The organism is Nostoc sp. (assembly GCF_036919895.1).
In the GTDB taxonomy this organism is placed as follows: Bacteria; Cyanobacteriota; Cyanobacteriia; order Cyanobacteriales; family Nostocaceae; genus Nostoc.
This window is the reverse complement of record NZ_JBALBW010000097.1, coordinates 1-23,319: the sequence shown is the minus strand read 5'-3', so window position 1 is coordinate 23,319 and position 23,319 is coordinate 1. Positions and strand designations below refer to the sequence as shown.

General features: G+C 41.7%; 19 protein-coding genes. 12 read left to right on the top strand and 7 right to left on the bottom strand.

What is annotated here, in order from left to right:
• The first annotated feature begins 46 nt into the window (after positions 1 to 46).
• Complete coding sequence (proC, locus tag V7K55_RS19680; protein ID WP_334834280.1) at positions 47 to 865, top strand: pyrroline-5-carboxylate reductase; 819 nt, start codon at positions 47 to 49, stop codon at positions 863 to 865.
• Between the two features lie 145 nt (positions 866 to 1,010).
• Complete coding sequence (locus tag V7K55_RS19675; RefSeq protein WP_334834279.1) at positions 1,011 to 3,689, top strand: DEAD/DEAH box helicase; 2,679 nt, start codon at positions 1,011 to 1,013, stop codon at positions 3,687 to 3,689.
• Between the two features lie 235 nt (positions 3,690 to 3,924).
• Here the strand turns inward: V7K55_RS19675 and V7K55_RS19670 are convergent, their stop codons facing one another.
• Positions 3,925 to 4,308 carry a hypothetical protein gene (locus tag V7K55_RS19670; protein ID WP_334834278.1) on the bottom strand — a complete coding sequence of 128 codons (384 nt, stop codon included), beginning with the start codon at positions 4,306 to 4,308 and terminating at the stop codon, positions 3,925 to 3,927.
• 662 nt (positions 4,309 to 4,970) lie between these two features.
• Between V7K55_RS19670 and V7K55_RS19665 the strand changes: the two genes are divergently transcribed.
• Both V7K55_RS19665 and V7K55_RS19660 read left to right on the top strand, forming a co-directional pair.
• Positions 4,971 to 6,950 carry a heavy metal translocating P-type ATPase gene (locus V7K55_RS19665; protein ID WP_334834277.1) on the top strand — a complete coding sequence of 660 codons (1,980 nt, stop codon included), beginning with the start codon at positions 4,971 to 4,973 and terminating at the stop codon, positions 6,948 to 6,950.
• A 115-nt stretch (positions 6,951 to 7,065) separates the two neighbouring features.
• Positions 7,066 to 7,770 (top strand): hypothetical protein, encoded by a 705-nt coding sequence (locus tag V7K55_RS19660; RefSeq protein WP_334834276.1) that lies wholly within the window; start codon positions 7,066 to 7,068, stop codon positions 7,768 to 7,770.
• Positions 7,771 to 7,969: 199 nt separating this feature from the next.
• Here the strand turns inward: V7K55_RS19660 and V7K55_RS19655 are convergent, their stop codons facing one another.
• Positions 7,970 to 9,085, bottom strand: a complete 1,116-nt coding sequence (locus tag V7K55_RS19655; protein WP_334834275.1) for a CobW family GTP-binding protein — start codon at positions 9,083 to 9,085, stop codon at positions 7,970 to 7,972.
• 137 nt (positions 9,086 to 9,222) lie between these two features.
• Here V7K55_RS19655 and cysS point away from each other — a divergent pair, with 137 nt between their 5' ends.
• The 3 genes from cysS (at position 9,223) to V7K55_RS19640 (ending at position 13,894) form a co-directional block, all read left to right on the top strand.
• Positions 9,223 to 10,695, top strand: a complete 1,473-nt coding sequence (gene cysS / locus V7K55_RS19650; protein WP_334834274.1) for a cysteine--tRNA ligase — start codon at positions 9,223 to 9,225, stop codon at positions 10,693 to 10,695.
• A gap of 13 nt (positions 10,696 to 10,708) precedes the next feature.
• A complete protein-coding gene (locus V7K55_RS19645; protein ID WP_334834273.1) occupies positions 10,709 to 12,148 on the top strand; it encodes a TldD/PmbA family protein in 1,440 nt (479 codons plus the stop codon).
• 399 nt (positions 12,149 to 12,547) lie between these two features.
• Entirely contained in the window at positions 12,548 to 13,894 is a 1,347-nt protein-coding gene (locus V7K55_RS19640) for a TldD/PmbA family protein (RefSeq protein WP_334834272.1), read from the top strand.
• Between the two features lie 71 nt (positions 13,895 to 13,965).
• On the opposite strand, the gene V7K55_RS19635 is transcribed toward V7K55_RS19640, so the two are convergent.
• From V7K55_RS19635 to coaD, 3 genes are all read right to left on the bottom strand, one after another.
• Positions 13,966 to 14,292 (bottom strand): Ycf66 family protein, encoded by a 327-nt coding sequence (locus V7K55_RS19635; protein WP_334834271.1) that lies wholly within the window; start codon positions 14,290 to 14,292, stop codon positions 13,966 to 13,968.
• 145 nt (positions 14,293 to 14,437) lie between these two features.
• On the bottom strand, positions 14,438 to 15,106 hold the full coding sequence (locus V7K55_RS19630; protein WP_334834270.1) for a DivIVA domain-containing protein: 669 nt from the start codon (positions 15,104 to 15,106) through the stop codon (positions 14,438 to 14,440).
• Positions 15,016 to 15,567 carry a pantetheine-phosphate adenylyltransferase gene (gene coaD, locus V7K55_RS19625; protein WP_334834268.1) on the bottom strand — a complete coding sequence of 184 codons (552 nt, stop codon included), beginning with the start codon at positions 15,565 to 15,567 and terminating at the stop codon, positions 15,016 to 15,018. The genes V7K55_RS19630 and coaD overlap by 91 nt, the downstream gene beginning before the upstream one ends.
• A 263-nt stretch (positions 15,568 to 15,830) precedes the next feature.
• Between coaD and lgt the strand changes: the two genes are divergently transcribed.
• The 5 genes from lgt to V7K55_RS19600 all read left to right on the top strand — a co-directional run bounded on the left by lgt (position 15,831) and on the right by V7K55_RS19600 (position 20,003).
• A complete protein-coding gene (gene lgt / locus V7K55_RS19620) occupies positions 15,831 to 16,706 on the top strand; it encodes a prolipoprotein diacylglyceryl transferase (RefSeq protein ID WP_334834267.1) in 876 nt (291 codons plus the stop codon).
• 240 nt (positions 16,707 to 16,946) lie between these two features.
• A complete protein-coding gene (gene cobM / locus V7K55_RS19615; RefSeq protein WP_334834344.1) occupies positions 16,947 to 17,735 on the top strand; it encodes a precorrin-4 C(11)-methyltransferase in 789 nt (262 codons plus the stop codon).
• A gap of 127 nt (positions 17,736 to 17,862) precedes the next feature.
• Positions 17,863 to 18,216 carry a phenylpyruvate tautomerase MIF-related protein gene (locus tag V7K55_RS19610; protein ID WP_334834266.1) on the top strand — a complete coding sequence of 118 codons (354 nt, stop codon included), beginning with the start codon at positions 17,863 to 17,865 and terminating at the stop codon, positions 18,214 to 18,216.
• Positions 18,217 to 18,295: 79 nt separating this feature from the next.
• On the top strand, positions 18,296 to 19,390 hold the full coding sequence (gene rlmN, locus V7K55_RS19605) for a 23S rRNA (adenine(2503)-C(2))-methyltransferase RlmN (RefSeq protein WP_334834265.1): 1,095 nt from the start codon (positions 18,296 to 18,298) through the stop codon (positions 19,388 to 19,390).
• A gap of 142 nt (positions 19,391 to 19,532) precedes the next feature.
• Positions 19,533 to 20,003, top strand: coding sequence for a hypothetical protein (locus V7K55_RS19600; RefSeq protein ID WP_334834264.1), 471 nt, complete (start codon positions 19,533 to 19,535; stop codon positions 20,001 to 20,003).
• 83 nt (positions 20,004 to 20,086) lie between these two features.
• On the opposite strand, the gene V7K55_RS19595 is transcribed toward V7K55_RS19600, so the two are convergent.
• Both V7K55_RS19595 and uvrC read right to left on the bottom strand, forming a co-directional pair.
• Positions 20,087 to 20,266, bottom strand: coding sequence for a replication restart DNA helicase PriA (locus V7K55_RS19595; protein WP_334834263.1), 180 nt, complete (start codon positions 20,264 to 20,266; stop codon positions 20,087 to 20,089).
• Between the two features lie 646 nt (positions 20,267 to 20,912).
• The gene (gene uvrC / locus V7K55_RS19590; RefSeq protein WP_334834262.1) at positions 20,913 to 22,790 is read right to left on the bottom strand and encodes an excinuclease ABC subunit UvrC; all 1,878 of its coding nucleotides are present in this window, start codon (positions 22,788 to 22,790) and stop codon (positions 20,913 to 20,915) included.
• Between the last annotated feature and the right edge of the window lie 529 nt (positions 22,791 to 23,319).

The window sequence follows — 23,319 nt, the reverse complement described above, 5'->3', positions numbered from 1 at the left end:
AATGACAAACGACAAACGACTAATGACAAATGACTAACGATCGATAATGACTATAAAATTTGGGTTAATTGGTGGTGGGGTAATGGGAGAAGCGCTCTTATCCCGCCTTATCGCGCGTGGAATTTATCAACCATCAGAAGTCATAGTTAGCGAACCGCTACCTTCACGCCTAGATTTTTTGAAACAGCAATACGGTGTTGCTGTGACGACAGATAATAGTGAGGTTTTCACCCAAGCAAAAGAAGTAGTCTTTTTGGCAGTGAAACCGCAGGTGTTCAGCGCGATCGCTCAAGAATTAGCAGATATTGATATTATTAATAGAGAACAATTACCCTTAATAATTTCTATATTGGCGGGTGTGCATTTAAGTCAGCTAGAAGCTGCATTTGTGCAATTGCCAGTTATCAGAGCAATGCCCAACACCCCAGCCACTGTGGGAGCAGGAATTACCGCCATTTGTTCAGGTGCATATACCAATGCCAAGCATCACCAAATAGCACAACAAGTTTTTTCTGCTGTGGGCGAAGTAGTGGAAGTGTCAGAGGGGCTGATGGATGCAGTCACAGGGTTATCTGGTAGCGGGCCCGCTTACGTGGCACTGCTAGTAGAATCACTTGCTGATGGAGGAGTATCCGCAGGTTTACCTAGAGCAATTGCTAATCAACTAGCCTTGCAAACCGTACTAGGAACAGCGAAACTGTTGGATGAAACTAAAATGCACCCAGCAGAACTCAAAGATCGCGTTACCAGTCCCGGAGGTACAACCATTGCGGGAATTGCCAAACTAGAACAAGCAGGATTTCGTTCAGCTTTAATTGAAGCAGTCAAAGCTGCCACAGAGCGATCGCAAGAACTGGGAAAATGAGAGACTGGGGACTGGGGACTAAGGGCTTAGGGACTGGGAAAGAGTTTTCCAAATACCCAGTACCCAATCCCCAGTACCCAATGCCTAACGAAGTTGACAAAAGACTCGTTAGTATAGTAAACAATCTGGTTGCAAATGTGATTGAGTGAATTATCCTGCGCCGTCTCCAGAACTTGACTTAGGGTCTATATTTCCCTTTGATCTGGATCAGTTTCAAAAAGAAGCGATCGCGTCCCTAAACGCCGGACGCTCCGTAGTCGTTTGTGCGCCCACAGGTTCGGGCAAAACATTAGTCGGGGAATACGCCATTTATCGCGCCCTAGCGAGAGGGAAACGTGTATTTTACACCACTCCCCTAAAGGCGCTGTCGAATCAAAAATTACGTGACTTTCGAGAAAAATTTGGGTTTGAGCAAGTCGGACTGTTAACTGGAGATGCCTCCATTCACAGGGATGCACCGATTTTGGTGATGACTACAGAAATTTTCCGAAATATGCTCTATGGCACACCCATCGGGCAAGTAGGCATCTCATTAGTAGACGTGGAAGCGGTAATACTTGATGAGTGCCACTACATGAACGATCGCCAGCGCGGTACAGTTTGGGAAGAATCCATCATCTATTGTCCCCGTGAAGTCCAACTGGCAGCCCTCTCAGCAACGGTTGCCAATAGCGATCAACTCACCGATTGGTTAAATCGCGTTCACGGCCCAACTGACCTAATTTACTCCGATTTTCGCCCAGTCCCCTTAGAATTTCACTTTTGCAATCCTAAAGGGTTATTTCCCCTGCTCAATGATAGCAAAACCAAAATTAACCCCCGTCTTCTTCAGAAGAAGAAGGGCAGAGGGGGAGAAAGGGACAGGGGGAGAAGTGGTAGACCGGAAGCTCCTGGTATAATTTATACCTTGAGCCAGTTAGAGCAACGGGATATGTTACCAGCCATTTACTTTATCTTCAGCCGCCGGGGATGTGATAAAGCAGTGGCAGAAGTGGGTGATTTATGGTTGGTAAATAATGAAGAATCCCAGATTTTGCGGCAACAGATTGATGACTTTTTAGCCCGCAATCCCGAAGCTGGGCGTTCTGGACAAATTGCACCCCTATACCGGGGAATTGCTGCCCACCACGCTGGGATTCTGCCTGCATGGAAAGCATTGGTAGAAGAACTATTTCAGCAAGGGCTGATTAAAGTAGTATTCGCCACGGAAACACTGGCCGCGGGAATTAATATGCCCGCTCGGACAACAGTAATTTCTACCCTTTCCAAGCGGACTGACACCGGACACCGCCTGTTAAATGCTTCCGAATTTTTGCAAATGGCAGGACGAGCAGGCCGCCGGGGGATGGATAAACAAGGTCATGTGGTGACAGTCCAAACACCCTTTGAAGGAGCCAAAGAAGCGGCGTATTTGGGAACATCCAAGCCAGACCCCCTTGTAAGCCAGTTTACGCCCAGTTATGGCATGGTACTCAACTTGCTGCAAACGCACACCCTAGACCAAACCAGGGAACTGATAGAACGCAGTTTTGGGCAGTACATGGCCACCTTGCATCTAAGACCAGAATACGATGAGATGGCCGAACTGGAAAAACAATTAGCTCAACTTCACGAGCAAATCGCCGCAGTTGATGAAAATGAACTGGCTATTTATGAGAAATTGCGGCAACGCTTAAAAGTAGAACGCCAGATATTGAAAACTCTGCAAGAGCAAGCACAGGAAGATAGACAAGAAGAACTGGGGATGATGTTGGACTTTGCAGTATCAGGAACTCTGTTGAGTCTCAAGGGCAAAAACATCACAGTGTCTTCACCCGTAACCGCAGTGTTAGTGGGAAAATCGCCGGGTTCTGGTCAAGCTCCTTACTTGGTATGCTTAGGGTATGATAATCGCTGGTATGTGGCAACCACAGGGGATGTAGTCGATTTGTATGCTGAACTGCCGCGAATTGAAGTGTCACCGGATATACTACCACCGCCAGAGATGCCCTTGAAGCCCGGACAGTCGCGGCGTGGGAACGAAGAAAGTATTGCGATCGCAATGCGTATTCCCAATCCGATAGAATCTTTGCATCTGGCACCAGAAGTAGCAGAACAACTCAGTCGCACTACTGCCGTCCAAGAGCAATTAGAAGCTCATCCCTTACATCAATCAGGCAATGCTGCCACGCTTTTCAAGCGTCGCGCCAAATATGTCGAACTAGAAGCCGAACTCGAACAGTTGCAAGGGCAAGTAGAGCAACAGTCACAACGTCATTGGGAAGAATTTCTCAACTTAATCTTAATTCTGCAACACTTTGGCGCTTTAGATAACTTAGTACCCACAGTGTTAGGGCGAATTGCTGCCGCCATTCGGGGTGAGAATGAATTGTGGTTGGGTTTAGTATTCGCTAGTGGTGAATTGGACAACTTAGATCCCCACCACTTAGCCGCCGCCGCCGCAGGTTTGGTGATGGAAACCCCTCGTCCAGATAGCAAGGTTAACTTTGAGCTTAGTAATGAAGTGGCAGAAGCCTTAGCAAAATTGCGGGGAATTCGCCGCCAAATGTTTCAACTACAACGGCGGTATAATGTAGCGCTGCCTATATGGTTGGAATTTGAGTTAATTGCCATAGTCGAACAATGGGCGCTAGGAATGGAGTGGACAGAACTCTGCGAAAACACCACCTTAGATGAAGGCGATGTGGTGAGAATTCTCCGCCGGACGTTGGATTTATTATCACAAATACCCCACGTCCCCCATTTACCAGACTCTTTCCAGCGTAATGCTTATCGGGCGATGCAGTTGATTGATAGATTCCCTGTAAATGAGGTGGTTGAATAAACAGGACACTCTTAGCTACAGAGTTCTGTGCGTCTTTTTATTTCAGGACTTACCCAAAATTAGACATTGTAGGGGCAATTCATGAATTGCCCCTACAAACTGCCCCAAGAATGAATTTAGATTTAATAGTAGTGGTACTTAGTTAAAAATGCTTTTTTGGTTTCGTATACCTTCTATACGTAATTAATCACATGTATTTAACAGAAGTTGTAATCGCTATAAGCGCTATTCAACCTTAGTACACCAAGTTTCCAGTACCCTGCAACTGACGCAAGGAATTTATGCACAATGGACAGTCACATTTAAATAACTTAATTGCAGCATCACTTTCCTCATCAGTAAAGTTCAACATAGCAATATTCTTATCTGATACAGATGTCACAATGGTCGAGGAACGTGTAGATGAGGTATAGGGTACTTTTCTCTCTGAATCTCGAATGCACACAAAATCTGTTCCACCATGCGGGTTAGTGATACAGGTACGACCGTCTTGTGTGTGCATCAATCGCTGTGTAATGCTACCACTAGCATGGGCAGGATGAAATGCCACCAGTGTAGACATCATCGACACAAAGATTGAGGAAGTGGAAAGCAAATTCAGAAGAATTTTTTTGTTCATAGATTTCCTTGAGAAAATTGTCTACTAGTTTAGGGTATTCTATTGACTTTCAAACTTCAAGTGGGTTTTGCCTAAGAATAGCCAGATTGACACTTATTATCCAAGAAAGTTCCATATCGACTCAGTTTGATTGCAAAGTAGTTGCCACAGCAGAATTAAGCAGTCAAACTAGGCTTGAAGTCTGGCTTTAATATCTAAATTGTGTACTTCAGCAAGTGGGCATGAATAATTAGAGGTTAGTGTTAAGGGCTGGAGCAACTTAACAAGAAACAATCTAATTAATTTTATATTGCATATTATAGTTTGATTTATTCTTGCCTACTTACTTGTATTCCTAAGATAGTGATTGTTTGCTTGATGTAAGTATAGGAGCATTAATTAAATTAAAGCTCGTAGTCACCTTTGAAATCTGATGCAGAGCGATATAACGCTCACTAAGAGCAAAAGTTATATCTTAAGATTCTTCTAGATAATTGAGAACCCTTATCGCTATTTTTACAAGATTTAAGCTCTAATTTAAATCAAAATATAGCATAAATATTTAACTTCAAAGCTGATATAGATTCTCATTCTTAAATACTTAACTTGTAAAAACATATTTTTTTTATTACATTTAGAAAAAGGCTCATACATCAAGTAATTTACTAGCCTCAACAAAAAATATGAAACAAAAACTACATTCAGAATCTTCAGGTTGTTGCAACGATGAACACAAACATCATGAGAATCATAACCACAATCATAATCATGATAATCATAACCATGACCATAATCACGATGGAGAATTCAATCTGAAAAATGAGGTATTGCCTTTGGTAGCGATTTTAAGTTTATATGTGCCTGGTGTAATTTTTGAAAATCAATTACACAATACATTCTACTCAATAGGTGAATATCTACTTTTCATCCCTGCCTATTTATTAAGTGGATGGAGTGTTTTAAAAACTGCTGGACGTAATATACTCAAAGGTAGAGTATTTGATGAAACTTTTTTGATGACAGTAGCGACACTAGGGGCGATCGCAATTCATAAATTGCCCGAAGCTGTAGGAGTCATGCTATTTTATAAAATTGGCGAATTATTCCAGGATATTGCCGTCAGTCGTTCCCGTAGTTCCATCAAAGCTTTATTAGAAGTCCGCCCAGACTATGCAAATATCCAAATTGAGGGAGAACTAAAAAAAGTCCCACCAGAGACAGTAAATATTGGAGATATCATAGTCGTCAAACCTGGGGAAAAGATTCCCTTAGATGGTGAGATTATAGATGGAAATTCGCAAGTTGATACATCTGCATTAACTGGAGAATCTGTACCGCGATCGGTGAGGCTGGGTGAGACAGTTTTGGCTGGAATGATTAATAAAATGGGTGTTCTCAGCATTAAAGTCACAAAACTCTTTGATGACTCTTCCATTGCCAAGATTGTAGATTTAGTGCAAAATGCCAAAAGTAAAAAAGCAGAAACAGAAAAATTTATTACTAAATTTGCCCGATATTATACGCCAATAGTAGTTTTTACATCTCTAGCAGTTGCAATATTACCGCCTTTATTCATTCCTGGTGCAACTTCTTCAGAATGGGTTTATCGCGCTCTAATTTTGCTAGTTATCTCCTGTCCCTGTGGACTAGTTATCAGTATTCCATTAGGTTACTTTGGAGGTGTGGGAGGTGCAGCTAAACGTGGTATTTTAGTTAAAGGCTCTACTTTTTTAGATACTCTAAATGCAGTTAATACAGTTGTGTTTGATAAAACTGGAACCTTAACTCAAGGCGTATTTAAAGTAGTAGAAATAGTACCAAGGAATGGCTACAATGAGCCAGAATTGTTGCAATTAGCTGCCAAAGTAGAATCGCACTCAAATCATCCCATCGCTCAATCTATCCTTAAGGCTTATGGTGGAAAGATTGATGATTCTGAGGTGAGAGATTATGAAGAGATTGCAGGCTATGGAATTAGAGCCAAGGTTGATAATCGGGTAGCGATCGCAGGTAGCGATCGCCTACTCCACAGAGAGAATATTGCTCATGATAATTGCCAGCTAGAGGGAACAGTTGTTCATTTAGCAGTGGATAATATTTACGCTGGGTATATTGTCATTGCTGATGAACTCAAAGAAGATGCGAGACAGGCTATTCAAACACTCAAGCGAATGGGTGTAAAGAGAACAGTAATGTTGACAGGAGATAATCAAGCGATCGCATCCCGGATTGCTCAACAGCTAGGCATAGATGCTTATGAAGCCGAATTATTACCTGAAGAAAAAGTCAATGCCATTGAGAAGTTACTCAGCACCGCCGGCAAGCACGGTAAAGTTGCCTTTGTTGGGGATGGTATTAATGATGCGCCAGTGATTGCTAGAGCCGATGTTGGTATGGCAATGGGTGGCTTAGGTTCAGATGCAGCCATTGAAACTGCGGATATTGTCATCATGACAGATGCACCTTCAAAAGTCGCAGAAGCCATACAAATCGCTAGAAAAACTCGTACAATTGTTTGGCAAAATATCATTTTTGCCTTAGTAATTAAAGCTGTATTTATTGGATTAGGTATTTTTGGTATAGCGACAATGTGGGAAGCTGTCTTTGCTGATGTGGGAGTAGCTTTACTAGCAATTTTCAACGCTACTAGAGTGATGAAATAAAATTATTGGCAAATCGGGAATCAGTAATTGGAAATTTGTAGTAGTTAAAATTGAAGAGTAAAGAGTTGTTTCTTTAACGCTTCTTACTCATAAGCTGCTACCCAGAATAGAACCCATGAATTCATCAATCAAAGGCATTGCTACAGCTACTTTAGCTCTACTACTAAATTATTCAGCAAATCCAGCCTTTGCACTACCACAGAAAATAAACCATCCAATTACTGTTGCTAAATCGCAAACATTAACAGACACCTTGATTGTTCCTGGCGAACGAGTGGGGCCAATAACACGAACAACCACCAAGAAAGATTTAGTGAAGCTGTTTGGTGCATCCCATCTCGTTGATAAAACTATTTCTGGCCCTGAAGGAATAGGTAGTTTTGCAGCTACTCAGGTAAACCTAAATCAGGGGCGATGTCTAACGACAAGCTGCTCCGCATCTACGCTGCTAGTAGTTTGGAGTGATAATACTCGTAGTAAACCTCTAGATGTGCGTAACCTGGGTTCAGCTTGGAAAACCCGCGAAGGTATTGGTGTTGGAACTTCCTTAAGTGAGTTACGCAAGAAGTTAGGTAACTTTAAACTCTATGGATTAGCATGGGATTACGGTGGTACTATTTTGCTGGATAATAGCAAATTAGCCCGCTATCAGGGTAAAGTTATCTTGCGAGTAGATGCTGCTCCTAATGCTTACGAAAAGTTCGCCAATGATTATCAAGCAGTTTCTGGGGACAGTACTTTTTCTTCTAGCAATCCTCACTGGAAACCTCTGGGAATCAGGCTATCAGAAATAATCGTCGTTCTTAACCCATCAGAATAACTTTAAATAAAAATTAAGTCATCCTTACTAAAGAAGTGCGGGGTGTAGCAATGAATCTAGCTCAAAGAGAGAATTTCGATGGATATGTTTATGTAAGTGAGGAAGCGAATCATCAGAACAGATAACAGATTATCTGAAAATGAATTCCCAGGTAGAACCTGGGAATGAGTACAAAATTTTAACTTTTAACTCTTAACTTTTATTTCCCAAACCCTTTACCGCGAAAGGTTGAAGGTAAACAAATGCAGTTTTCGAGTTGAGTAATTAAAGCCTCACGATCCAAATTTTGGCCAATCAGCACAAGTTGGTTTTTCAGTTGACCTTGCCAATCATCATCATCCAAAGTAAAGCGTTTACCGCAAAGGTGGAAAATATGACGCTTCGGACTTTCATCAAACCACATAATCCCCTTCGCTCGGAAGATGTTTGAGGGTAGTTGGTTATCTAAGAAATACTGAAACTTCCTAATAGAAAAAGGCTTGTCACTCTGGAAAGAGATGGAAGTAAAACCATCATTTTCTAAATGGTCAGAATGATGATGATCGTGGTGATCGTGGTCATGGTCGTGATGATCGTGACCGCATGTTGAGTGGTCATGATCGTCATGATGATCGTGATGTTCATGATCGTGATGATCGTGTTCATCCACCACTGTGTCAAAATATTTATCAGACTCAAACAGACCAACACTGAGAATTAAAGGAAGTGGCACTTGCGATCGCGTGGCGCGAATAATTCTTGCTCCTTCCTTAACTTCGTTAATTTTTCCTTCTAACTCCTTCAAAGTGGCTTCATCAACCAAATCAGCCTTGTTCAGCACAATGACATCGCCATAAGCAATCTGGCTGTATGCAGCCTCAGAATTAAATAAATCTAGGCTGTAATTCGCCGCGTCTACCACGGTAATAATCGAATCTAAGCGAGTTAAATCTCGTAATTCTGTGCCGAGAAACGTTAAAGCAACTGGTAACGGATCTGCTAATCCAGTTGTTTCTACTACTAGATAATCTAGATTTTCTTGGCGTTCTAAAACTTTGTAAACTGCATCTACTAAATCATTATTAATAGTGCAGCAGATACAACCATTATTTAGTTCCACCATGTTCTCACCAGTGGAAACAATTAGCTCGTTGTCGATGCCAATTTCGCCAAATTCATTCACGAGAACGGCGGTTTTCAAACCCTGCTGGTTGTTGAGGATATGATTAAGTAAAGTCGTCTTGCCACTACCGAGGAATCCCGTAATAATTGTTACTGGCATTCCTTGTTTGGGCGTATCCATTGCCGAAGATTCGGGTGTAACTGCTGATTGCATAGCGCTGTTATCAAATAATCAAAAAATAGTAATGTAGCGCAGAGAGTCCATAAAACACTAGCATAGGGATGCTGGACTGCCATCCCAGCTGCTTTACCCTATTATTACGTATCTTCTTATTTCAGCATTACTCTGTTATGACCCTAACACTCTACAATACCCTCACCCGTCGTCAAGAACCGTTTGAAACAGTCGAACCAGGCAAGGTTAAGATGTATTACTGTGGCGTGACGGTTTACGACTACTGCCATTTGGGTCATGCTAGAGCTTGCATCGTTTGGGACGTAGTGCGCCGATACCTCCAGTTTATCGGTTATGAAGTCCGATATATCCAAAATTTTACTGATATTGATGACAAGATTCTCAATCGCGCCTGTCTTGAACATTCCTCAATGGAAACTGTAGCCGATCGCTTTATCAAAGCATATTTTGAGGATATGGCGCGGTTGGGAATCAAAGAAGCTGATGAATATCCCCGCGCCACCCACACAATAAATGGCATTCAACGGTTGATTCATGAGTTGGAAAACAAAGGTTTTGCTTACCCTGCTGATGGCGATGTGTATTATGCAGTCCGGCAGTTTGCTGAGTATGGTAAGCTTTCAGGACGCAAGTTAGAAGATATGCAAGCGGGGCAAAGCAATCGCGTCAACGTAGAAGATCCAGAGTATCAGAAAAAGAAAGACCCCTTTGATTTTGCTTTATGGAAGGCAGCAAAACCAGGAGAGCCAGCTTGGGAGTCACCTTGGGGCGCAGGTCGTCCGGGGTGGCATATAGAATGCTCGGCAATGGTGCGCGATCGCTTGGGTGATACCATAGATATTCATGCTGGTGGTGCTGACTTAATTTTTCCCCATCACGAAAACGAAATTGCCCAATCTGAGGCTGTCACCGGAAAACCCTTAGCGCGTTACTGGCTGCATAACGGCATGGTGAAGGTAGATGGTGAAAAAATGTCCAAATCTCTGGGCAACTTCACTACTATTCGAGAATTGCTGGATCGAGGAGTTGACCCGATGGCTGTGCGGTTGTTTGTACTGACTGCTCAATATCGGACACCCATAGATTTTACCGACGAAGCGATCGCCGCAGCAACCAATGGCTGGCACACCATTAAAGAAGGTTTACTTTTCGGCTACCAATACGGCAAAAAACTAGGCTGGGATTTAGGAGATGGGAATATTCCAATACTCAGTCCCCAATACCCAGTACCTAATCCCGATCTTGAGCGTTTCCAAGAAGTTGTGAATAACGACTTTAATTTTCCTGGTGGGTTAACAGTGGTGTTTGAATTAGCCAAAGAATTGCGCCGTGAAGGACATATTCTTGTGCATGAAGGGAAAACCGAAACCTCACCAGATGAGTTAAAGCGTCAATGGCAAACTCTTGTCACATTGGCTGGAGTTTTGGGTTTAGAAGCTGAGATAGAAGCCGAAACTGACAAGAGTAGTGGTTTAAGCGATGCGGAAATTGAGGCGAAAATTCAGCAAAGGCAAGAAGCACGTAAAGGTAAGAATTTTGCCGAAAGCGATCGCATTCGTGACGAACTCCAAGCAGAAGGTATTACGCTAATTGATAGCCGTGATGGTACACGCTGGCACCGGAATTAAATTTTAAATTCTTATGTTGATTACTCTAAAAAAAGCGATCGCTAGTTTCGACATTCCTGCTGATTGGATCGGTATCAGAGCCGTAAAGGAGACTTCTACAACCCGTGCAGTCCGTGATGGCTTACCCCAAGTAAATGGCAAATCCTTCACTGTCGGAGCCATGCTGGAAGTTCTAGTCAACGGCTGTCTGGGTTATGCAGCAACAAACTCTCTGGAACTGTCTTCCCTACAAGCTGCTGCCGAAACAGCCTATAAACAAGCACTAGCAGCCAGTGAATGGTGGATACATCCCTTTCGTGAAAGTGAACGCCCTAAAGTCGTTGGTGAATATAAATCTCCATTTCTTGAACCATTAGATGCTTTAAGTCCAGGAGAAATCAACGATTTACTGGTTCGTATTTGCCAAACCCTAAAAGTTGACGACAAGATTGTACAAACCATAGCCAGTGCTAGCACCATTCACAGGGAGTCCTGGTTTATTAGCAGCAACGGCTCAGAAGTTTATCAAAAAACTCTATCTATAGCTACTCATTACGGAGCCACCGCCCAAGATGGCGTGATTATACAGCAGCGCAGCAACAATGGTTCGCAAGCTAACTGTTACCAAGGTGGACTAGAACTATTAAAACAAGAAAACTTATGGCATCGGGTGCGGCAAATTGGCGACCAAGCAGTAGAACTCTTGACAGCAGAAGAATGCCCAACCACCCGCACCAATTTAGTTTTAGCCCCAGACCAAATGATGCTGCAAATCCATGAAAGTGTCGGGCATCCCCTAGAAATCGACCGAATTTTGGGAGATGAGCGGAACTATGCTGGTGGTAGCTTCGTTAATAAAAGCGATTTTGGCAATCTGGTATATGGTTCGCCATTAATGAACATCACCTTTGATCCCACCGTGGCTGGTGAATTTGCTAGCTATGGTTTTGATGATACGGGTGCAGTAGCAACGCGCGAGTATTTGGTTAAAGAAGGAGTACTCCAACGGGGTTTAGGCAGTCTAGAGAGTCAAGCTAGAGCAGGTGTAGCAGGAGTAGCCTGTGCCCGTGCTTCCTCATGGAATCGGCCAGCGATCGATCGCATGGGCAACTTGAATTTAGAGCCTCTAAATGCAAGCTTTGAAGACATTATTGGCGGTATAGAATACGGCGTTTACATGGAATCTAACCGATCTTGGTCAATTGACGATCGCCGCTACAAATTCCAATTTGGTTGCGAGTACGCTAAATTAATTGAAAATGGTAAACTCACTAAAACCCTCCGCAATCCCAACTATCGCGCCACAACACCAGAATTTTGGCATAGCTTAATCCAAGTAGGAAATGCTGAAAACTGGCAAATGTATGGTACTCCTTATTGTGGCAAAGGAGAACCAAATCAGGCTATTTGGGTAGGACACGGTTCACCTGTTTGTGTATTTGCTAATGTCGAAGTTTTTGGTGGAGGAAGTTGAAAGAGTTAGGAGTGAATAGTTGGTAGTTAAGTAGGTATAATTGAACGTAAAATAAAATCTTAGTTCTTAGTAAGCGATTCATCGCTCAAAATAAGAATTATTAGCAATACTGCTCGGTTAAGGCAAAAAATAAAAAATGTGTAGGTTGGGTTGAGGAACGAAACCCAACATCTTCCGGGGTTTGTTGAGTTGAGCTTTAGCGAAACCCAACCTACAAATATCCTTAACCGAGCAGTATTGGGATTATTAGGACTAAAATCCTGACTACAAACTTTAATTTGTTTACGCCTACCTACTTAGGGTTTTGAATTTAAAAAACCTTTAATATAATAACTACTAATTCCTAATTTACAACTCCTAACTTTCCCCATCCCTATTTCCTATTAATATTTGATATCCATGAAAATTGAGGAATTATCTGCGTTAGAAGTCAGCTTTAATCGACTGATTGAAACTCTACTTATAAAAAAAGCAGAAAATGAACAATTCACTGTGAGACTTAGTAGTGAAAGAAGTCAATTTACTCGTTTCAACCATGCAAAAGTGCGACAAACTGGCTGTGTTGCTGATGGTTGGATAGAACTGACTTTGATGGCAAATCAACGCAGCAGTGTTCGGCAGTTTCCCTTTACTGGAAATTGGGAGTTAGACTGGCAATTAGCATATCCTGCTTTGCAGGAACTACGCGACGAACTTATTATATTACCCATCGATCCATATCTAGTTTTACCATCAGAAACTAATACCAGTCGGGAAGTACATTCTGGGAATTTATTGGCAGAGGAAGCAGTAGTACAAACTGTATTAGAACAAGTTACTGAATTAGATTTTACTGGTATATATGCAGGAGGAATAGTAATTAAAGCTTATGGTGATTCTAATGGTCAAAAACACTGGTTTGCTACTGATTCTTTTACCTTAGATTATTCTCTATTTTCTCCTTCTGGACAAGCCGTTAAGGGGACATTTGCAGGAAGTGATTGGGATGAATCTGCTTATATAGCCAAAATCAACGAAGCCAAAAAGCAACTCGAATTGCTGGCTCGGCCATCTAAAGAATTACCACGGGGACAATACAAAACTTATTTTGCACCTGCTGCTGTTGCAGATTTATTAGTCATGCTTTCTTGGGGAGCTATCAGCGAAGCTGATATCCAACAGGGAAATAGCGCCTTAGCTGCTTTATCGCGTCAAGAAAAACAACTTTCGACAGCATTTAGTTTGAAAGAAAACTTTCAGCGCGGATTAGTACCGCGATTTAATGAATTGGGAGAAATGGCAGCACCGGAGTTACCTTTAATCGAAAAAGGACGTTTGGTAAACACTCTAGTGAATTCTCGCACTGCTAAGGAATATCAGAAAACTGCCAATGGCGCTAATAGTTCAGAGGCTCTACGTGCGCCAGAAATCAGCCCAGGAAATTTAGGATTTGAGCAGATTCTTCCGAAATTGGATACAGGATTGTATCTATCAAATTTGCATTACTTGAATTGGAGCGATCGCCAAACTGGTAGAATCACAGGTATGACCCGCTATGCTTGCTTTTGGGTAGAAAATGGAGAAATTATCGCCCCCATTGAAAACTTACGTTTTGATGAAAGTCTTTATCGCTTCTGGGGAGAAAACCTAGTAGATTTGACCGATTTTCAAGAATTCATACCTGAAGTTGGTACTTATGAAAGTCGCCAACTAGGAGGTAGTTTAGTTCCCGGTATGCTAGTGGAAGATTTTACATATACTTTGTAGTTGTCTTGTATAACAACACCCAATTTTGGCTAGAGACGTGAAATTTCACGTCTCTACAGCAAATTATCAAATCACCTATCTCTGTAAACTGCATTAATTACAATATCTTTGATACTCAGGTAAAGAATTAATAGCAACGATAAAAACTGCCCAAATTGAAGAATTGGGTCTAAGCGCCAACCTTGAAAAAACAAGATTGTTCCAATTAACAACATTATAATTGGCGTAAATATAAGTTGGATAATGTAAAGAGCTAAAGCCCAACCTCTAAGCCTAGTTCCACGTTGGGATAACCAAGCTACTGTTAAAATCAAGTAAATAATTGCCCAGAGAAAATAAATAATTCCCAGTAGACTAGCTAAATTTGCTCCAAAGTTAACTTGAGCGAAAGTAAGCATTTCTAAAAAATCCTGCTTAATTACAAGCCAAAATATTAAATCTATTACCAAGTAGCTTCCTAAAAAGTTTTGTTTAATAAAAATTGTTGGGTTAAGCAATGGCGAAACCCAACTTAGAATTTTTCCTCATCTATTATTAGAATCTCTATTTCTTTTTACTAGGAGGTGAATTGCGCTGCGTGAGATTATCAATTTGCAATTGTTGCCTTCCGTTGGTGACAATTCGCAACATATCTTTGAGATCCTGCTCGATATTGCCCAAAATGCCATCAGCATAAGCATCAGCACCATCTTCAATGTCTTGAGCCTGAGCGATCGCAGTTTGCCTCATAAGTTCTAACTCTTGCTGACAAGCATACCGCTTGCGCTCAATCTCGGCGAGGGTTTCTTGCATTATTCCCTCGCACTCTTGTTGCACTTGTCGCCGCAATTGTTCAGCTTCTTGTTCTGCCTGTTGAATAATATCGCTTTCAGCTAAAATTTGCGCTCTTTTTGCTTGCGCGGCCTCAACAACCTGCTGTCCATACTCTTCCGCTTCTAGCAGAATTTCATCCTTTTGATCGAGGATGGCTGCTGCTTCTTGAAAAAGTGATGGTAAAGCCAGCCGGATGTAATCAAGCTGTTCCAGCAGCTTTTCTTCATCTATAAGAGTGCGTCCCGTCAGAGGAATTCTGAGACTAGAGAGAACTATTTCCTCTAGGCGGTTGAGTTCCTGCTGAATATCTACGCTTCCCTCTCCACCGAGATATTCTTCAGGGGGGGGATTGCTTCCGTTGAGATTGGGTTCAACATTGGAGATTTCTGATTGTAGCATTGGTATATATCTAGGGCAATGTGTGGGGGAACGAGATGATCGATAGAGCCGCCAAACCTTGCAATCTCTCTCACCACACTACTACTTAAAAAACTATACTCATTTGAGGTTGCTAAAAAAACTGTTTCTATTTGGGTAGAAAGAGTCTTATTGGTGTGAGCCATTTGCAGTTCCACTTCAAAATCTGACACAGCCCGTAAACCCCGAAGCAAAACTTGTGCTTGTCGCATTTGGGCATAGTTGACGGTAAGACCATCAAAGCTGTCTACTTCTACATTAGGTAGATGTTGTGTAGAAAGACGGATCTGCTCTAGCCGTTGTTGTACGCTAAAAAGTGGCGTTTTGTTCGGGTTCCGCAGTACCGCGACAATTACCCGCTCAAACAGCCGACAACCGCGCCCGATGAGGTCTAGGTGTCCCAAAGTGATGGGGTCGAAGCTACCAGGATAAATAGCAATCACAATTTTATATATATCAAAGTTGTTTAGGTGATTATATCGAAACTCTTTTGTGTAACTTACTCAAATTTACCATCTTGCGCTCTAAGCAAGAATGGTAAACTCAATTGTTTTAGTGGTAAAAGTTATGCTCAACTAGGCGTTAGGAATTAGACTCCTAAATATGGATACTGGATTTTAAGTGTAATTCTAGTATTCGAGATGCAAGAAACTCCGTACTTAGCAAAGTGCGCGGGTAGTTAACGAACTTTTCTAGGTAATTTCTCATGGCACTGGATTTTTCCACCTTGCTCTTGGCATTTCAATTTACTTCTCCAGGGCCCATTCTGGTGAAATTAGGGCCACTAAGTATTCGATGGTATGGCTTATTGATTGCTACGGCAGTGTTAATTGGCGTAATTCTTTCCCAGGAGTTGGCAAAGCGCCGTAACGTCAATCCTGAGTTGCTAGGCGATTTGTTTTTTTGGTTGTTGATTGGGGCAATTCCTGGCGCACGGCTATATTACGTTTTCTTTGAATGGTCGAAATATGCCCCAACTCCGGGAAAAATCTTTGCTATCTGGGAAGGTGGTATTGCCATTCACGGAGCAATTATTGGTGGCGTTATAGCTGCGTTAATCTTTGCCAAAATCAAGCAGGTTTCTTTCTGGCAACTAGCAGATTTAGTAGCGCCTTCGCTGATTTTAGGGCAAGCGATCGGACGTTGGGGCAATTTCTTTAATTCTGAAGCTTTTGGCGATCCTACCAATTTACCCTGGAAGCTGTATATTCCACCAGATCATCGTCCTGTAGAATATGCTAGTTTCGACTACTTCCATCCCACCTTTTTGTACGAGTCTCTGTGGGATTTAATGGTGTTTGCGCTACTAATAACGTTGTTTTTCCGGTCTTTATCCGGCAAGCCACGTTTAAAGGTAGGCACGCTATTTTTAGTTTATTGGCCAGCCTACAGTCTAGGACGCTTGTGGATTGAAGGTTTCCGCACTGATAGCTTGATGCTGGGGCCATTACGAATGGCACAAGTAGTCAGTACTCTAGGGATTTTATTGGGATTAGTTGGATTAGCTTGGCTTTACTTACTCAAACGTCCTTTACCCGATGTAGTGCCGACTCCCAAGGGGAATGGGGAGATGAGGGGATGAGGGAGCAGGGGAAGCAGGGGAAGCAGGGGAAGAAGAACTATTGATTATTACCCAATTACCAATTACCAATTACCAAAAATAAAAAATGCCCCAGAATATTTTCTAGGGCTTAACCAGGGTGCATCTACCATTACTCTCTACCAGCGAAAGAGAGAGAATCCGGAAAGATACTGAGAAAATATCAAAAAAGTTTTTTGAGGGATTGTTGTGGGTTCTTCTAAAAGTGAATATACAGAAAACCTGAGTTATAAAAAAACACTATATGCCATAGAAGCATCTGTGTATATTGTGGGAGCAGGCCCTGGAGATCCTGATTTATTGACGGTGAAGGCGCAGAAACTACTGGCTGCTGCTGATGTGATTTTATTTGCTGATTCTTTAATACCCGAACAGATTTTAGAACTTTGCCGAAAAGATGCGGAGATTATTAAAACTGCGAATCAGACTTTAGAAGAGATTTTGCCGATTATGATTGATAGGGTGCGATCGCAGCAAAAATCTCTAGTCCGTCTCCATTCTGGCGATCCTAGTCTCTACAGCGCCATCCACGAGCAAATGCACCTCCTAAGAGAGGCAAATATTCCTTTTGAAGTCATACCAGGTATCAGCGCTTTTCAAGCTGCTGCTGCCAAGCTCAAAGTAGAATTGACTGTCCCCGGTTTAGTCCAAACTATCATTTTGACTCGCATCAGTGGACGTACAGAAGTCCCAGCCAATGAGGAATTAGCCACTCTCGCGGCACATCAAGCTAGCCTCTGCCTATATCTCAGTGCGCGTCACGTCGAAAATGCCCAAGCTAAACTACTCGAACACTATCCAGCCGAAACCCTCATTGCAATTTGCTTCCGCATCGGATGGCCTGATGAGAAAATTAAGGTTGTTCCACTGAATGAAATGGCGGAATGTACTCAGAAAGAAAAACTAATTCGGACTACGCTTTATATAATTAGTCCAGCCCTCTCGACAGCAAAAGGGCGATCGCGTTTATATCATCCCGAACATAGTCACCTGTTTCGCTCGTCTCATTAATTTTAATAGGTTCGTAGTTAGCGGCTCTAGCCCTGATTTAAGCACTAAAGTGCTTACTACAAACTCCCTTGTAAGCCTCCACAGTTCGGTAAACTTAAACAGTGTGAATAATTTCTAATTCAGTAATATGCCATTAATTAAAGTGCAAACTTCTGCATCTGCTCCTCAAAAAGCTGAAATTGAGTCAATGCTTTTAAACCTATCAGCCAAGTTAGCGAAACATTTGGGAAAACCAGAATCTTATGTAATGACTGCTTTTGAGCCAGAAGTTCCTATGACTTTTGCGGGAAATACAGATCCGGTTTGCTACATTGAAATTAAGAGTGTTGGCACGATGAAACCAGAGCAAACCGCAGCAATGAGTCAGGACTTTTGCCAACAGATTAATCAAACGCTGGGCGTACCTAAAAATCGGATTTACATTGAGTTTGCAGACTCCAAGGGTGCAATGTGGGGCTGGAACGGCACAACCTTTGGTTAATTCCCCATCTACTTTGGTTAAGACTAACTCGATCTAGCAGGTGTAGGATAGAGATCCTACATCAACTCGTGATTTTTTTATGTCTGCTACGCCTCTTGTCTCTCAGGTTGACTCACACAACCCAGAAAAATCAGAATTAATCCCTCCCCTTCTCGGTGCTTCTCTGGCAGAGTTAAGCGCTTGGGTGCAGCAACAAGGACAACCTGCTTACAGAGGAAAGCAACTGCATGAATGGATCTATGATAAGGGAGTGCGATCGCTAGCTGATATTTCTGTATTCTCTAAGCAATGGCGTGCGGAAGTAGCAGAAATCCCCATTGGGCGCTCAATTTTACATTACCGCTCTGAGGCTCCCGATGGTACGATCAAATATCTTTTGCGATTAACAGACGGCCAAATTATTGAAACTGTAGGCATCCCCACCTTCGCAGAAAGGGGAGAAGGCCCAAAAGCCCGTCTGACAGTTTGCGTCTCTACTCAGGTGGGTTGCCCAATGGCGTGTGATTTCTGCGCTACTGGTAAGGGAGGCTACAAACGTAACTTAGCACGCCACGAAATTATCGATCAAGTGTTGACTGTGCAAGAAGATTTTCAGCAACGGGTTAGCAATGTCGTGTTTATGGGATTAGGTGAACCGTTGTTGAATACTGAGAATGTCCTAGCGTCCCTAAAATCTCTAAATCAAGATATTGGTATTGGGCAGCGATCGCTTACAGTTTCTACAGTGGGTATTCGCGATCGCATTCGTGAGTTCGCGCAAAATAATTTGCAAATCACTATGGCTGTGAGTCTCCACGCACCCAACCAAGCGCTGCGAGAAAAACTCATCCCCAGCGCCCGCGCCTATCCTCTAGAAGATTTGTTGGCTGAATGTCGAGAATATGTAGAAATCACTGGACGGCGCGTTACCTTTGAATATGTTCTCCTGGCTGGTGTCAACGATTTACCAGAACACGCACTAGAACTTTCAAAATGTATGCGAGGATTTCAATGTCATGTGAATTTGATTCCTTACAACCCAATTCAAGAAGTAGACTACAAACGCCCCAACCGCGATCGCATTGAAGCATTTGTCAACGTCCTTAAGCAACAAAATACTGCTGTAAGTGTGCGTTATTCTCGTGGTTTAGAAGCCGATGCTGCTTGCGGACAATTAAGAGCAAGTAAGAATTAAATCCGTTGCAGTCAGTAACTTTAATTACTTTGACTTTGCAGATATCTGGACGTTAATCGCAATTGCTGCAAAATAGACTGCGGTAAAAATTGTTATATTAAGGTTAAGCGATCGCTCAACCCAACCCGTAGCAAATAACTGTATGTTGAATCGCCCATTGATGCTTAAACTGTGGTTACTAGTGATTGTTACTGCAAAAACTTTGCTGATTAATTCTCCTGCTTATGGACAAATAATTCAGACAAATCCTCAGCAACCTGAGTCTTTTCAAGAAAGAATCAGACAACAACAAGAGGAGCGAAATCAGCAAACACAAGAACAAATGAAGGAAACATGGCTACGGCTAAACCTTCAGGAACCACAACTACAACAACAGCAAAGAATACAACAGCAAGAATTTTCGCGACAACGGCAAGAAATGATCCGCCAGCAACAATTTAGACTACAACAGCAAGAAACTAGATTACAACAGCAAGAATTTTCACGACAGCAAAAACTGAGAATACAAGATCAACAACTTAGACAAGATCAACAAATTAGACAACAGCAACAATTCAGATTACAAGAACAGATACGACAGCAACAACTCAGACAACAGAAGGGTAATTTGTAAAGTAAACTCTTCAAAATTTATGATAAGTAACTTTGATTATTAGAAATTAGAGAATATATTCTCTAATTTTTAATTTCTATTATCTAGCGCTTTGCATAAATCCCTGGTGCATAAGCCTCAATGACTTTGCCAGTGCGGGTGCAACTAATCATCAAGTAGTCACAACTAGAGCATTGTGTCCGAGTCAATTGACTATCAGAAATATAATAACGTTCTGCTTGGCAGCCACAATTTGGGCAGTAAATTTTTTGTACTATCTGCATTTTAAAACCCCTAGTTGTAAATCTTTTTTATTTGAGAAAACTGCTAGTTAAAGTAGCAATAATTTTGGTTTGACCCAACTTAACAAACGACTTTAATATTGGCTGATTATTTTAAACAAAATTTCAGGTTTGAAAACTTTTCGATATCTTTGTATATTATCCGAGAATTTAAGCGTTCTTACCCTCCTACTTTAGATACATAAATTATTTTTTAATTAAATCCCACTTAGATATTTACTGATCCCTATAATGAATGCCTTGAGAGAGCCTTATTTATAGTCATTTCAGACTAATAAAAAAAAGCTGTTCTTGTATTCAAAAATTAAAACCAATAAATTACTGTATATTTAGTTACAAAATGTCTATCTTAATATTTAGTTAATATTTCCTAACAATATTTATGAGGTTAAGTTCTAGTGAGATAATTTAATTAAAATTAGCATACTGATGAGATACCGTAAATTTACGGTATTTACACATCTTAAATTTTCGCAGACAACCTTAACTGAATGCTCTGTGAGAGTGGAACTTCAAGCTAGTTTTTAGGGTTTGTAGTAAGGACTTTAGTCCTTATTTTCTAAGTACTCAAGTCCTTACTACAAAATTGTTTACCCATAAATTGAAATTTGACAGATTATTAGTCTCCTCAAGCAGGATGAAAATAATCGTAAATTTCTTGAGCCAAACGCGGCCCGATTCCTGGAACCTCAGCGAGTTGTGGGGTTGTAGCTTGGCGAATATAATCAACTGAGCGAAAATGCCCTAGTAGCTGCTTTTGTCGATGATGTCCTAAGCCAGGAATTTCATCTAAACGCGATCGCTTTAATTTATCGCTACGTTGCTGACGATGGAAACTCACTGCAAACCGATGCGCTTCATCCCGCAGTCGCCGTAACAACTGTACCCCTGGTTGTTCTGCGTCAGTCGTCAAGGGTTTAGATTCTCCTGGTAAAAAAATCTCTTCTCGCTGCTTTGCTAAACTCACAACTCGCAAGTCTTCTAGTAAATTCATCTCTTGCAAAACGGCGATAACCGATGATAGCTGACCTTTACCGCCATCAATCATAATTAAATCAGGCCAATCTGGATTACCCAAACGTGACAACTGTGGATCTTCCTCATACTTACGGAACCGTCGTCCAATAACTTCAGCAAGACTAGCGAAATCATCTGAATGTCCCGCCGTCACCGTGGGATTTTTAATTTTGTAATGGCGATAATGTTGCTTGGCTGGTAATCCGTCGATAAACACTACTTGCGAAGCTACAGCATTTGACCCTTGAATGTGGGAAATGTCATAACCTTCGGTACGGTGGGGTACATCTGGTAAATCGAGGATGGCGGCTAAATCTTGCATTGCTTGGTGATTGCGATCGCCAAATTTTTGCATTCTTTGCAATTCATACTGAGCATTTCGCTCTACCATCTCAATTAATTCTGCTTTAGTTTGCCGTAAAGGAGTCAAAATCGTGACTTTTTTCCCTTTACGTTGAGTTAAGACATCCGCCAATATCTCCGCATCTGGTAAATCATGCTGTACCAAAATTTCTAAAGGTATTTCCACTGAGTCAGCAGTTTGGTAATGTTCCTCCAAAGCTCGTTGTAAAATAGCTCCTGGTTCTGCATGAGCATCCGCCACAAAAGCTAAACGTCCTACTAATTGCCCAGCGCGAATCTGGAATAGTTGAATACAAGCGTGTTCTTCATCGGCTGCCAGTGCGATCGCATCCCGTGAAACTGTATCATCTGGTAAGGATACTTTTTGGTCAGCATTCAGGGACTTTAGCCCAGAAATTTGATCGCGAATCCGGGCTGCTGACTCAAAGTTCAAGTCTTCAGATGCTGCATTCATCTGTTGAGTCAAAATATCAATCAATTCCTGAGTTCGCCCTTGGAATACCATCGCTATTTTTTGGACAATTTTGCGATATTCTTCTGGTGAAGTCAGCTTTTGACACACACCCGGACAACGCCCTAAATCATAATTTAAGCACGGACGATCTTTGAAAAGTGGTTGAGGTCGTTGTCGCTGGGGAAAGATGCGTTTACAGATGCGGACAACTTCTCGCAATAAACCAGCATCAGTATAAGGCCCGTAAAATTTATCCTTTTCTTTACCGAATTGACGTTTACGGGTAATAAAAATTCGCGGATAATCTTCTGACCAAGTAATGCAGAGATAGGGATATTTTTTATCATCTTTGAGCAGCACGTTGAAGTATGGCTGGTGCTGCTTGATCAAGTTTGCTTCTAATGCTAAAGCTTCGGCTTCAGTATCAGTGACGATAAATTCAATTTCTGTCACCAACTTGACCATCGTAGCGATACGTTCAGTCTTATTGTAGCCATCCCGGAAATAGGAACGGACACGCGATCGCAACTTCCGTGACTTACCTATATATATAATGCGATCGCTGTTGTCGCGCATGAAATAAACTCCCGGTTCCGGCGGAATTTCGGCTAAACGGTTTTCCAGTCGTTCCGGTTCTTTAACCAGTGGTAGTATTTGAGTAGATATTGTCACAACCAATATTAGGTAATCTTTCTCTATTTTAAGAAAAATTGTTTTTTCGTGCCGATTTAATAGAGTAATTATCAAGTAAATATAAAGTAAGTAGACTTTTATTCTCTAGATGCTTCTGTGGTTACTCTACGAATTCCTCAAGAGAGTACCCACAGGGTGGCTAACATGGCGTAAACCCCGTTACCATCTGGATTAACAGGACTTTGGGCAAAGCCTCCTTAAAAAGGTAAATAACTTCCGCCACAATTTACTAGATGCTTTAAAGTAAGGATCACAACTTTGTAGCAGCCAAGAGTTTATCTAGCCGTGGTTTTAGTTTTCTTCTGCTACTGTCAGAATAAAAATTTGGCTTTTTGAATTTATAATTAATATTTTAAAATAGAATATAATTTGTTCTTTGAAAATTTATTTTTGGAATTTAGTTAATTTTATCTATATACAGCACTTTGCGTGACTAACTAGTACAGTAGCAGCAGTGAGAAAAATAGTTTTGGAGTTGCTTGCTTGAGCATAAGAGGACTCCTAGTGA